Annotated in this window: 12 protein-coding genes; all 12 read right to left on the reverse strand. The window is 60.3% G+C overall.

Annotated elements, in window-relative coordinates; genetic code table 11:
- Positions 1–14: 14 nt before the first annotated feature.
- The 12 genes from glmM to ybgC all read right to left on the reverse strand — a co-directional run bounded on the left by glmM (position 15) and on the right by ybgC (position 12448).
- The gene (gene glmM, locus GA0061103_RS14580; protein ID WP_092712258.1) at positions 15–1367 is read right to left on the reverse strand and encodes a phosphoglucosamine mutase; all 1353 of its coding nucleotides are present in this window, start codon (positions 1365–1367) and stop codon (positions 15–17) included.
- Positions 1368–1673: 306 nt separating this feature from the next.
- The gene (locus GA0061103_RS35350) at positions 1674–1883 is read right to left on the reverse strand and encodes a GDCCVxC domain-containing (seleno)protein (protein WP_425349506.1); all 210 of its coding nucleotides are present in this window, start codon (positions 1881–1883) and stop codon (positions 1674–1676) included.
- 232 nt (positions 1884–2115) lie between these two features.
- A complete protein-coding gene (ftsH, locus tag GA0061103_RS14590; RefSeq protein WP_092712262.1) occupies positions 2116–4059 on the reverse strand; it encodes an ATP-dependent zinc metalloprotease FtsH in 1944 nt (647 codons plus the stop codon).
- A gap of 116 nt (positions 4060–4175) precedes the next feature.
- On the reverse strand, positions 4176–5501 hold the full coding sequence (tilS, locus tag GA0061103_RS14595; RefSeq protein WP_092712264.1) for a tRNA lysidine(34) synthetase TilS: 1326 nt from the start codon (positions 5499–5501) through the stop codon (positions 4176–4178).
- A gap of 5 nt (positions 5502–5506) precedes the next feature.
- Positions 5507–6523, reverse strand: a complete 1017-nt coding sequence (gene ybgF / locus GA0061103_RS14600) for a tol-pal system protein YbgF (protein WP_092712266.1) — start codon at positions 6521–6523, stop codon at positions 5507–5509.
- A gap of 161 nt (positions 6524–6684) precedes the next feature.
- Positions 6685–7218 carry a peptidoglycan-associated lipoprotein Pal gene (pal, locus tag GA0061103_RS14605; RefSeq protein WP_092712268.1) on the reverse strand — a complete coding sequence of 178 codons (534 nt, stop codon included), beginning with the start codon at positions 7216–7218 and terminating at the stop codon, positions 6685–6687.
- 153 nt (positions 7219–7371) lie between these two features.
- Entirely contained in the window at positions 7372–8676 is a 1305-nt protein-coding gene (gene tolB, locus GA0061103_RS14610; RefSeq protein ID WP_092712809.1) for a Tol-Pal system beta propeller repeat protein TolB, read from the reverse strand.
- Positions 8677–8696: 20 nt separating this feature from the next.
- Positions 8697–9113 carry a TonB C-terminal domain-containing protein gene (locus GA0061103_RS14615; RefSeq protein WP_141694434.1) on the reverse strand — a complete coding sequence of 139 codons (417 nt, stop codon included), beginning with the start codon at positions 9111–9113 and terminating at the stop codon, positions 8697–8699.
- Positions 9114–9130: 17 nt separating this feature from the next.
- Positions 9131–10357, reverse strand: a complete 1227-nt coding sequence (locus GA0061103_RS14620; RefSeq protein WP_092712272.1) for a hypothetical protein — start codon at positions 10355–10357, stop codon at positions 9131–9133.
- A gap of 9 nt (positions 10358–10366) precedes the next feature.
- Positions 10367–10825 (reverse strand): protein TolR, encoded by a 459-nt coding sequence (tolR, locus tag GA0061103_RS14625; protein WP_069611827.1) that lies wholly within the window; start codon positions 10823–10825, stop codon positions 10367–10369.
- Positions 10826–10852: 27 nt separating this feature from the next.
- Positions 10853–11575: a protein TolQ gene (tolQ, locus tag GA0061103_RS14630; protein ID WP_047629119.1), complete on the reverse strand. Its 723-nt coding sequence runs from the start codon at positions 11573–11575 to the stop codon at positions 10853–10855.
- A 417-nt stretch (positions 11576–11992) separates the two neighbouring features.
- On the reverse strand, positions 11993–12448 hold the full coding sequence (gene ybgC / locus GA0061103_RS14635; protein ID WP_092712811.1) for a tol-pal system-associated acyl-CoA thioesterase: 456 nt from the start codon (positions 12446–12448) through the stop codon (positions 11993–11995).
- Positions 12449–12553: the final 105 nt, after the last annotated feature.

Here is a 12553-nt window from a genome sequence, read left to right on the forward strand (position 1 = left end):
CTTCTTTCGTTTGCTCAGGCGGCCGAACGCACGCTTGAGATCACGTCGATCAGTCCGCCGACGATGCGCTCGATCTGGCCGCGATCGTCGCCTTCCGCCATCACGCGGATCAAAGGCTCCGTGCCGGAAGGGCGGATCACCAGACGGCCGTTGCGGGAAAGCTCGCTTTCTGCATCGGCAATTGCCTGGCGCACCTGAATGTCCTCCAGCGGCTTGCCGCCGGAAATGCGCACATTGCGCAACAGCTGCGGTACCGGTTCGAAACGGCGACAGACCTCGCTGACCGGCTTGCCCGTACGCTTCACCGCAGCAAGGATCTGCAGTGCAGCCACGAGGCCGTCGCCCGTCGTGCCATAGTCGGACAATACGATGTGACCGGACTGCTCGCCGCCGACATTGTAATTGTGCTGGCGCATATGCTCGACGACATAGCGATCGCCGACGGCCGTGCGCGCAAGCGACATGCCATGATCGTCCAGGAAGCGCTCGAGGCCGAGATTGGACATGACGGTTGCGACAATGCCATTGCCGCGCAGCGTCTGGCTCTCGGCCCAGCTTTCGGCAATGACCGCCATCAGCTGGTCGCCATCGATGATCGTACCATTTTCATCGACGATGATGACGCGGTCGGCATCCCCATCCAGCGCGATACCGATATCGGCGCGGACTTCGTCCACCTTTTTCTGCAAGGCGACGGGGCTGGTGGAACCGCAATTCAGATTGATATTGGTGCCGTTCGGCTCATTGCCGATAGTCACGACATCGGCGCCGAGCTCCCAAAGAGCGGCCGGAGCGACCTTGTAGGCGGCGCCATTGGCGCAGTCGATGGCGATCCGCAGCCCCTGCAGCGTCACATCGCGCGGTAGCGTGCGCTTGGCATGTTCGATGTAGCGGTCATGCACGCCGTCGATACGCTTGGCGCGGCCGATATTCTCCGACTTGGCAAGATGCTCCGACATGTCCTTGTCGAGCATGTCCTCGATTCTCATTTCCAGATCGTCGGAGAGCTTGTAGCCATCCGGGCCGAAAAGCTTGATGCCGTTATCCTCATAGGGATTGTGCGAGGCAGAGATCATCACGCCGATATCGGCGCGCAGCGAGCGCGTCAGCATGGCGACTGCCGGCGTCGGGATAGGGCCGAGAACGAAGGCATCGACACCGGCCGCGGTAAATCCCGCCACCATGGCATTTTCCAGCATATAGCCGGAAAGGCGCGTGTCCTTGCCGATAACGACGCGATGGCGATGGCTGCCTCGATGGAAGATCGTGCCGGCAGCGATACCCACGCGCATGGCAAGATCCGGCGTCATCGGATAGATATTGGATTGACCGCGAATTCCGTCAGTTCCGAAATAGCGACGTTTCATATGCACTCCTGTCGTTGCTGCATTTTCGCGAAACATGCAGCGGCATCGAAAGCACTGCTCCGAATCCAGAGACGCTTCGAGCATCGATGCCTATGGCTCATGCCACAGATTGTAAAACTCGGCACTTAAATTACCGAGACCGCCTATTACAACGCGTTACCATTAATAAGCACTAAAAAACCGCATCGGGTGGAGGCGGACAATATTCCAATTCACAACATAAACTGCCCATATTACTTCCCTCGGCTACGACGATTGTGCATCGTCGGGCTACCCTTGCCGTGTCATCACTGTGGCATCAGCCGATCAACAGCAACGGCTCCGCCCGCCTTGAGCCTGGATCGGCGGGCAAGGAACGGTTCCGAACGAGCAGAACACACAACAATCGCCGGCCTTCGGCTGGAGCACGGCATTGCAGCCCTTGCATTCATAGAAATACTGGCAGGCGTCGGTTGGCATCGTTTCCCTCGCCTTGAAACCGCAGATCGGGCAGGTAATCGTAGAACCGAGGATCACGGATGCTTTGCGCATGGAGATATCCGATCATCAGTAGGGCAATGCCGACGACGAGACCGACCGAATGTCGATTTACGAGTTGCGGCCCATTCTCCGCTCAATTCCGATGCGGGCCATCATCGGTACCAACCCTCAGCTTCTGTTCGTCATCCGCAACCATCAAGAAAAAGGCCAGTTCCCTAATCAAAGGAGAACTGGCCTCTTTGTCTACATGGTCAATCGGCTCCGTGCGTCAACGCGGCTGCGGTTCGAAACCGCCTTCGGGTTCATCGCCCTTGGCACCGAGTGAACCGTCCTTCTTGGCGCCGGTCTTCGGCACGGCCGAACCACGGCTCGGCGGCGTATCGTCACCGAGGTCACGCGCCGGCTTTTCGCCGCGGATCAACGCCTTGATTTCCTCGCCGGTCAACGTCTCGTATTCCAGCAGGCCTTCTGCCAGTGCGACGAACTCGTCGTGCTTGGAGGTGAGGATGTCCTTGGCCTGGCGATAGGCATCGTCGATCAGGCGGCGAACCTCATTGTCGATCTTCTGAGCCGTTGCTTCCGAGACGTTCTTGGACTGCGAAACGGAGTGGCCGAGGAAGACTTCCTGCTGGTTCTCGCCATAGGCGACCTGACCGAGTTCATCGGAGAAACCCCACTGGGTCACCATCGCACGGGCAAGCTTCGTGGCCTGCTCGATATCGGAGGATGCGCCCGACGTGATGTTCTCCTTGCCGAAGGTCAGTTCTTCGGCGACGCGGCCGCCCATCATGATGCAGAGGCGCGACACCATCCACTTGTAGCTCATCGAGTAGCGATCGCCCTCGGGGAGCTGCATGACCATGCCGAGCGCACGGCCGCGCGGAATGATGGTCGCCTTGTGCAATGGATCGGCGACGGCGACATTGAGCGCCGTAATCGCGTGACCGGCTTCGTGATAGGCGGTGAGCTTCTTTTCCGCCTCCGTCATGGCCGAAGAGCGGCGCTCGGCGCCCATCATGATCTTGTCCTTGGCGTCTTCGAATTCCTGCATCGTCACCAGCCGCTTGTTGCGGCGGGCGGCCATGAGGGCAGCTTCGTTGACGAGGTTCATCAGATCTGCACCGGAGAAGCCGGGCGTACCGCGGGCAAGCGTCTTCAGATCGACGTTCGGAGCGAGCGGCACGTTGCGGGCGTGAACCTTGAGGATGCGCTCGCGGCCGACGATATCCGGGTTCGGCACCACGACCTGACGGTCGAAACGGCCCGGACGCAACAGCGCGGGGTCGAGAACGTCGGGACGGTTGGTCGCCGCGATCAGGATGATGCCTTCATTGGCCTCGAAGCCGTCCATCTCGACCAGCAGCTGGTTGAGCGTCTGTTCGCGCTCGTCATTGCCGCCACCCAGACCGGCGCCACGATGGCGGCCGACGGCGTCGATTTCGTCGATGAAGATGATGCAGGGCGCATTCTTCTTCGCCTGCTCGAACATGTCGCGGACGCGGCTTGCACCGACGCCGACGAACATTTCGACGAAGTCGGAACCCGAAATGGTGAAGAACGGCACATTGGCCTCGCCGGCGATGGCGCGTGCCAGAAGTGTCTTACCCGTACCGGGAGGACCGACAAGCAGGACGCCGCGCGGGATACGACCGCCGAGACGCTGGAACTTCTGCGGATCCCGCAGGAATTCAACGATTTCTTCCAGATCCTGCTTGGCTTCATCGACACCGGCGACATCATCGAAGGTGACGCGGCCATGCGCTTCCGTCAGAAGCTTTGCCTTTGACTTGCCGAAGCCCATGGCGCCGCGCGAGCCGCCCTGCATCTGACGCATGAAGAACAGCCAGACGCCAAGGATCAGGAGCATCGGCAACAGCGTGCCCAGATAGCTCAGGAAGCTCGAGGAACCGTCCGATTCCGGACGGGCGACGATGTTGACGTTCTTGGTCTGCAGGCGTTCAAGCAGGCTGTCATCGATGACCGGAGCATAGGTCTGGAAGGGCGTGCCGTTTTCGACATAGCTGCCGACGACGCGATTGCCCGTGACGGTCACGTCACGAACACGGCCGGAATCAACTTCCCGGAGGAACTGCGAATACGGTATTTCCCTGGAGCCTGTTTGTGCCGGCGCGTTCTGAAACATGCTGAACAGGGCGATCAGCAGCAGAGCTATGATTGCCCACAGAGCGAAATTACGAAAATTAGGGTTCATCGAACTCCCCAGCACTGAAACTTCCGCCGCTTGAGCGACGGCATTACTTGATCCCTAACATAGGGTTGCGCCAAGCCCTTGCCAAGGCAAACCGCATCGCCGCATGTTTTTTCCGTCTATAGGGCCGAAAGCGGCAGCCGCATATAGGCTTCGCGGCCAAAAGCCGCGGAAAGGCGATTGGCGAATGTGAGGTCGAATCGTGTCAAAAAGCGGTCGAAGGGCGCAAGATAGGGCACAACCGTCATCGCTGCCGCCTTTGCCTCCCCTTCCGTCACTGCGAGCGGCATCGCCGCCCGGGCGCGCAGCACCACGCCCTTCGGCATAGTCGCCGGAAAAATCGTCATATTTTCCATGCCTGCGGCGATCACGCGAACCGGGGCCTCGCGCGAATTGCTGATCTCGAAGCGACCATCCCAAATGCTTTTCGCGCCTGGCAACAGCGGCAGCGGCGCGATATTGCGGCTTTCCCGCATAAGATAGAGTCCGTCGCGCCTGAGATCGAAGACTACGCCGCCGGCCGTGCGTCGACCGGGGCTGGCACCGTTCACAAATTCGAGAACGCGCTCCATTTGCACACGTCCGGGCGCATACGCCTTGCCGCCGAAGACGGCAGCAAGATGGGATAGCGCATAAGCGACAGCAACCTGGTCCGCCGAAAGTCCGGCTCTGTCGATGACGCAAAGCGCCTGTGCGTGGATTGTGACCCAATTATCGAGCCATGCAGCCGCCCTCCCGGAAAGAACGGCGCGATCGGCGCCGCCATCCCCGGGCACGCCCGCCATCGGCTCTGCTTGGAGATCTCTGCGCGTACGCACACGCTCGTATTTTATATCCTCATTGCTCGGGTCGTCGAACCAGGATACGCCATGCGCCTCGAGAAAGGCTCTGATATCCGCCCGCCGGCAGGCGAGAAACGGCCTGACGATCCAGATGCGCCGATCGAACAAGACCGCATCGGCAATACCTGTGCCATGACCGCCCTGCCCACGGCGCGCGCTGCGCATGGCCATCGTCTCGCGCTGATCGTCAAGCGTATGGGCTGTTGCGATCACATCGGCCGAAATGTCGGAGGCCAGATCTGCAAGCAGCCCGTAGCGCGCCTCACGCGCTGCGGCCATGATGCCGGTCGGAGGCTTCTCCCCCTCCCAGCGGCGGACGAAATGGGAAATGCCGCGCGAAGCACAGAATGCGGCGACCTCGCGCGCTTCATCTGCTGCTGCGGCGCGCAGGCCATGATCGATGCTCGCGGCGCTCAGAGTAATATCTTTGTGAGGATGAGATTTCAGCCGCTCGGCAAGGGCAATCAGAAGCCCGGTGGAGTCGCTGCCGCCGGAAACGGCGACCAAAATATGAGCAGGCTTCGAAAGGGAATGAAGAAATTCCGTCGCGGCGGCTTCGGGCATCAGGACTGTGGCACCGCCGGTCACAGCGTCAATGGACATGGCAATCAGCAGGCAAGCCGCTTCTCTTCGCTGGCAACCTTGCCGGTCACAGCCTTGGAGGCCTTGGGATAACGCTTGGTCACTTCGCGAAGCGTGGCGCAGGCCGTGTCCTTGTTATCGAGCGCAGCAAGCGACATGCCGAGCTTCAAAAGCATTTCGGGCGCCTTTTCGGAGGTGCTGTATTTCTGGTGCGCATTCAGAAAGGTCTTCGCAGCGTCGTTGTATTTGCCCTGCGAATAAAGCGCTTCGCCGAGCCAGAAATTCGCATCCGCAGCCCGGGAGCTGCTCGGGTAGCTGTCGAGATACTGGCGGAACTCCTGTTCGGCGACGCTATAGTCGCCGGACAGGACATGGCCGTAAGCAGCCTTGTATTGGTCGTTCTCGCTGCCGAGTGAAGCCGTCTGTGAGCCGGAGCCCGCACTTGGCGGCGCACCCGAACCATTGTTGGCCCCCGTCATCGAGGAACCGATCTGGTCGCCGCTCTGGTCGAACTGGATGGAGCCAAGCTGGCTCGGCGGCTTGCCACCGCTGGCGCCGCGCGGCGCGGCGCTGCCGTTCTGCGAATCGGTGATGACGCCGGCAATATCGTCCTGCTGACCGCCGCCATTCTGCGCGGGCACATCGGCTTCGCTCTTCTTCATCGTGCCGCCGGCAGCCGGCGCAGCAGCACCGCCGCCACCACGCTTTTCAAGCTGCTGGAAGCGAAACTCGTTGTCTTCCTGCGCCTTACGGATCGTCTCCTGCATCTGCAGCAGCTGATAGCTCATTTCCTCGACACGGCCGTTCAGCTGGCGCATCTGGTCCTCAAGCTGCTGCAGGCGAACTTCGGCATCGCTGTTTTGAACGTTGATGACCGGTGCCTGACCGTATTGTGCTTGTCTTTGGGGGTTGCCGGAAGCCGATTGCGCGGAAGCCTCGCGGCCCCCGAGATGGATTCCGAACAACGACAAGGCAGAAGCATCGCGTTCGCTACCCATAACGGCAGCGAGACAAAGCATGCTCGCCACGACAAGTTTTTTCATATGGATCTTCCTGTCCTATTGATTCTTCGGGCCGGAGGGCTCGAACAGGAGATTTTTACAATTGCTCTCAAAAAGCAACGGAGTTCGGCCAAAGTGTGGTCAAAAAAGTAAAGGCGGCCCAGGGGCCGCCTTTTATAGTTCGATCAGTCTTTCTTCGACGATCAGGAGCCGGCGCCGTTGAGCACGGTAACTGCGCGGCGGTTCTGCGACCAGCAGGATTCATTGTCGCAGGTCGCGACCGGGCGTTCCTTGCCGTAGGAAATCGTCTTCATGCGGTTCGCGGGAACGCCGCGCGAAGCGAGATAGCTTTTCGCAGCTGCTGCGCGACGCGCGCCGAGAGCGAGGTTATATTCGCGCGTGCCGGTCTCGTCGGCATGACCTTCGACCGTGATGGAGTAGTTCGGATAGCGAGCGAGCCACTGGGCCTGACGATCAAGCGTCTGGGCAGCTTCGGAGCTGATGGAAGAACTATCGACAACGAAGAAAACGCGGTCGCCGACATTGACCGTGAAGTCCTGCGGCGAGCCCGGAGTGGCATTGCCGGCACCGTTCAAGCCGAGACCGTTGGCATCGTTCGGCAGACCCTTCTTGGAGGCGCAGCCAGCCAGCGAAAGGCCGACGAAAAGCGCGATCATGATCGGGTTGCGTGCGAGGTTTTGCATGTGGCCAACGGCCTGGGTTGCGGTGCGGCTCATGGCCGATCTCTCCTATAAGTCTCTATCAGGGTTGCCAGACTGTAACCGGGTTCGGTTAATCCGATTCCAACAAGTATGGTTAATGATGTCCTAAAATTGTCCGGAAACGGTCCAGTCACAGGACTTTGCGGCGATAACGTGGCAAGCCCTTCATTACTCGAGAAGCGGCGACCATGCGGGGTCCGAAGCGAAGCCCGGCGTCGGGATCTTCTGTTCGTTATAACCGGTCAGGTCGATCGAATAAATCTGCGGCCCGCTCGCGCCGGACGGCGCGCGGAAGAACATGATGACGCGGCCGTTCGGCGCCCAGGTCGGTCCCTCGCTATAAGAGCCGGAGGTCAGGATCCGCTCACCGGAACCGTCCGGCTTCATGACGCCGATGGAAAAATTGCCGCCGGCACGCTTGGTGAAGGCGATGAGATCCCCGCGCGGAGACCAGACCGGCGTGGAATAAGAGCCGTTGCCGAACGAGATGCGACGCTGGTTTGAACCGTCGGCATTCATCACATAGATCTGCGGCTGGCCACCTCGGTCGCTTTCGAAGGCAACCTGCGTGCCGTCGGGCGAATAGGATGGTGAGGTATCGATCGCGGCCGTCGACGTCAGGCGCGTCGTGGTGCGCGAGCGCAGGTCCATCGTATAGATGTTGGCATTGCCTTCCTGCTGCAGGCTCATGATCACGCGCTGCCCGTCCGGCGAGAAGCGCGGCGAGAAGGTCATGCCGGGGAAGTTACCCACCAGCTCGCGCTGGCCTGTCTGCAACTGCAGCAGATAAACGCGCGGCTGCTGGTTGGCGAAGGACATGTAGGTCACTTCCTGCCGGTTCGGCGAGAAGCGCGGAGTCAGCACGAGGTCGCTGCCGTCGGTCAGCATGCGGACGTTGGCGCCGTCCTGGTCCATGATGCCGAGCTGCGTCTTGCGGGCGGTCTTCGGTCCGCTTTCGGCAACGAAGACGACGCGGGTATCGAAATAACCCTTCTCGCCGGTGATCTTCTCGTAGATCGCATCCGCGATGATATGAGCGACGCGCCGCCAGTTGTCCGGCTGGGCATAGAACTGCTGACCGAGCATCTGGCTGTTGCCGAACGTATCCCAAAGGCGGAATTCAGCGCGAAGGCGGCCGCCTTCCTGCGTCACGCGGCCTGTTACCAGCGCCTGCGCGTTGATCGATGTCCAGTCCTGGAAGCGCGGGGTCGAATCCGGATTGGTGATCTTTTCGATGAAGGCCTGCTTGTTGATCGGAGCGAACAATCCGGAACGCTGCAGGTCCGCGGCAATCACCCCCGAAATCTGCGGGCCGAGCGTATCATTCGACAGAAGGTCGGTGATGGCGATCGGCATCGGCTGGACGTTGCCCTTGTTGATGTTGAGCTCGACAACGGCATAGGCCGGGGTAGCGAGAACTGCCGTCAGGCCTGCCAGCACCAGCAGGAGACGAACGAGGGATTTTCTGATCATATGTATCAAGCCTTTCAGCATTAATTCGCCGGATCGCTGGCATCGAAGTTGATGATGACTTCTTTCCAGACGTCATACTTATCCATTGGCAGTTTTTTGAAAGGAGCTGCCCTAACCACAGCTCGCAGCGCGCTTGCCGCGACAGCTTTCTGGGCCTTTTCGGGACCGCCAGTCATTGTTACCTTCGGCTTGCCCATAATCGTTCCGGTATGGTCCAGTCTAAACTGGATCCGAACGTGGACCTCTCGAATGCCAGTGAGATCAGCAGGGGCCAGCCAATTTGCCGTGATGTCGTTGCGAATACTTTCAATGGCAGAATGCCTCAGGCGATTCTCATCCGCGGCCACATTCGCAGTCTGCGCTGACGCGGAACCCGCCAGCATGATCCCCAGGCCCACGGCTAAAGGCAGGCCGATACCGGGACAGTGGTTCGTCAAAAGCTGCGCTCCCCGCATCACATCCCCAGATCTGCTGCGCTGAAGTTGACGACGACTTCCTGCCAGTCGTCATACTTATCCGCCGGAAGAATCGTCATGAACTCCGATTGCGCGCGAAGGACGGCGCGGACCGCGGCGGACTGCATGGCGCCCTGCGTTGAAGCCGGCCCGCCGCTCGTCGTCGCTTCCGGCTGACCGACGATCTGCCCGGATTTGTCGAGCTTGAAGTGCACTTTGATTCGCACGTCGCCGGCGCCTTCAAGACCGGGAGGGAGGTTCCAGTACTTCTGGATCAGATCGCGCAAACCGTCCTGCTGGCTCTGGCTGAGCTTGCCGGCGCCAAGCGACTTCTTGCCGCCAAGCGAAGCGACCTGGGTATCGGCGCCTGCGGAAGCCTGCTGCGATGAGCGCTTCGCGCCGCCTTTCGACGAGGTGTTGTTGAGAAGATCGTTGATCTGATCGGCGAGACCATCGTCGAGGCCCTTGCTGGACGCCTTTGGAGTCTGGCGCTTCTTGTCCGCGTCCTTCTTGCCGTCATCAGCCGACGTGGTTTTGCTGGTGCTCTGCGTCGTCGTCTTGTCCGTCGGCTTGGCGTCGGCCACCTTCACATCCGGCTTCGGCGTCGGCTTTACTTCCGGCTTCTGCTCGGCCGCCTTCGGTGGCGTCGGCTGCGGCTTCACATCCGGCACCGGAACATTGTTCGGCAACTGAATTTCCGCCTGCTCGGTCGGCTGCGGCGTCGGCGGCGGAGTGGGCGTGGCGTCGGCCTTCGGGGTCGGCGGCGTGGGATCGGGCTTCGGCGTCGGCACTACGTCCGGCTTCTGCTGCGGAATGGCAGCCACTTCCTTGGGCGCAGCCTCGGTTTCCTTCTGCTCGATCGTCTTGACGTCGTTCGGCTTCGGATCGTCTTGCGGAACGGGCGCATCCACCTTCTTGGGCGCCAGAGCCGCAGTCTCGCTCTCCGGCCGTTGCGTGGGCACCACCGGATTCTTGATGTCGACCTTGTTCTCGCCGGTATTCTGGGCGTTTGCGACCTGATCTTGCTTGGTCGTTGGCTTGCGCGCGGCGTGATCCGTCACCGGCGCTTTCTTCTCGCCCTGCTGGAGCTGGTCTGCAGTCACGATGTCGACATCCATCGCCGTGCTTTCCGGCGTCTCAAGCGGCGCCGGCGCACTCAGCGTCACCATGGCGCCGATCAGCACCAGGATGTGAACAACCGCAGATGTGGCAAGACTGCGCTTCATGTCGATCCGTCAGTGATCCGTTATCTGCTGCGTGACCAGGCCGATATTCTTGTAACCGGCTTCCTGGATACGCGACATGACGTCGGCGATCACACCGTAAGGCGCCTTGCCGTCGCCACGCACGAAAATGCGTTCGTTGTAGCCCGTGGTCGCGATCGCCTGCAGCTTTGCGGCGATTTCGGCGACGTCGATCTGCGTTTCCTGCAGGAACACCTGGCCATCGGCCTTGATCGAGATGGTGATCGGCTGGGTCTGGGCATTCAGTGCACCGGCCTGCGTTTGCGGCAGATCGATCGGCACGCCCGACGTCATCATCGGCGCCGCAACCATGAAGATGATAAGCAGCACGAGCATGACGTCAACCAGCGGCGTCACGTTAATATCGGCGATCGGGCCGCCCCGGCCTCCGCCGCGACGACCGCCTCGGCGGCCACCGCCGCCACCCTTGCCTCCAACAGACATTGCCATGTGAATTACTCCGGTTCTGTCCGCTACTTACTGCGCTGCCTGACGCGGCTGCAGCTTCTCATCGATCTGGCGCGAAAGAATGGCAGAGAATTCATCCGCGAAACCTTCCATGCGACCCGAGAGCTTGCCGGCATCGGCCGAGAACTTGTTGTAGGCGATAACCGCGGGAATAGCGGCAACCAGACCGATGGCGGTCGCGAGCAGCGCTTCGGCGATACCCGGCGCCACGACGGCGAGGTTGGTCGACTTCGAGCCGGCGATCGCCTGGAACGAGGTCATGATACCGACGACCGTACCGAAGAGACCGATGAACGGGCCGGCAGAGCCGATGGTCGCAAGCGAACCGAGACGGGCAACCAGATGTTCCGATTCGCGCGCCAGCGTCACATCCATGGCGCGGTCGATACGCATCTGCAGGCCGATCGGCGAACGGGCGCCGCGCTCGAAGGATTTCTTCCATTCGCGCATGGCGGCCACGAAGATGGCGCTGAGGCCGGTATTGTTGCGCTCCGAAAGCGTGCGGTAGAGTTCTTCGAGCGACTGGCCAGACCAGAAGACCTGCTCGAAGTGATCGAACTGCCGCCGCGCTCGCGCGTAGCTCAGATATTTGTCGATGACGATCGCCCAGGTCCATACGGACGCTGCCAGCAGGCCGATCATGACGAGCTTGACGACCAAGCCTGCCTGCATGAAGAGCGACCAGAGGGTGATGTCCGGTGTGGTGGCCGCTGCCAATGCTACTTGTTCCATTGATCCAAAATCCCCGAATCCAAACGCCCGGCGCTAGACCGGGCGGCTAAAAGTGATCTCACAAGAATTGTTTGGCAGCCGCCGCTGAACGCCCTGGTCAAGCCTTCCAAGCTTACAACTGCCTTCTTGCCGTCAAATTTGGTCAAAGGAAGGCGTGCACCGCACAAACTCCGACTAAACCAGTAAGACACTATTATGGTTAAAAGAATGTTAGCGTCAAACCATGAAGGATTTTTACGGCAGCGAAGGTTATTCTAGCTCCAGGGAAGAACTGACCGGACGAAACCGGCGGCAAACGCAGACAAAGCTTGCGCGGCAAATTCCTTCACATAAAACTCAAGTTATTGCAAGCTGCCAGTTGCCAGCCACCGTCGCCCTCGACGAAACGTCGTCACCGAGGGCAAGCCGAACTCCCGCCTAGCCGGCATTTTCGGACGCTGACAACATCTGCGCGGCGAGCTTTTCCGGTAGCCGGCGTGGGCGTCCCTTTGCATTGATGACCGCGATGATGACCTTGGCTGCGATCAGCAACATATCGTCGCGCCTGATTTCCTGGGACAGCACCATCTTGGCGCCGCCGGCCTTTTCGGTGACGGTGCGGATCGTCAGCACGTCATCCATACGCGCCGGTCCCTTGAAGTCGATCTCCATACGATGGACAACAAAAACAAGCCCTTCCTGGTCGGCATTCAGGAGCTCGCGCTGCTCCACGCCGAGACAACGCAGGTAATCCGTACGCCCCCGCTCGAGGAAATGCAGGTAGCGCGCGTGATAGACGAGGCCGGAAAAATCCGTATCCTCATAATAGACTCGCTGCACCAGCCGGTGGCTGCCGGCTTCCAGTTCCCCAGCTATCAGAAAGGGGCTGTTCATCGTTGCCGCATCTCCTTGAATGTCCGGCACCTCTTTGGCCGAAGTTCTGCCATCAAGCAAGCTTTGAACAATTGTCATAAACTCCGACTATCCGGAATGGTGCCG

This window comes from Martinezella multihospitum, from assembly GCF_900094585.1.
GTDB classification, from domain to species: Bacteria; Pseudomonadota; Alphaproteobacteria; order Rhizobiales; family Rhizobiaceae; genus Rhizobium; species Rhizobium multihospitium.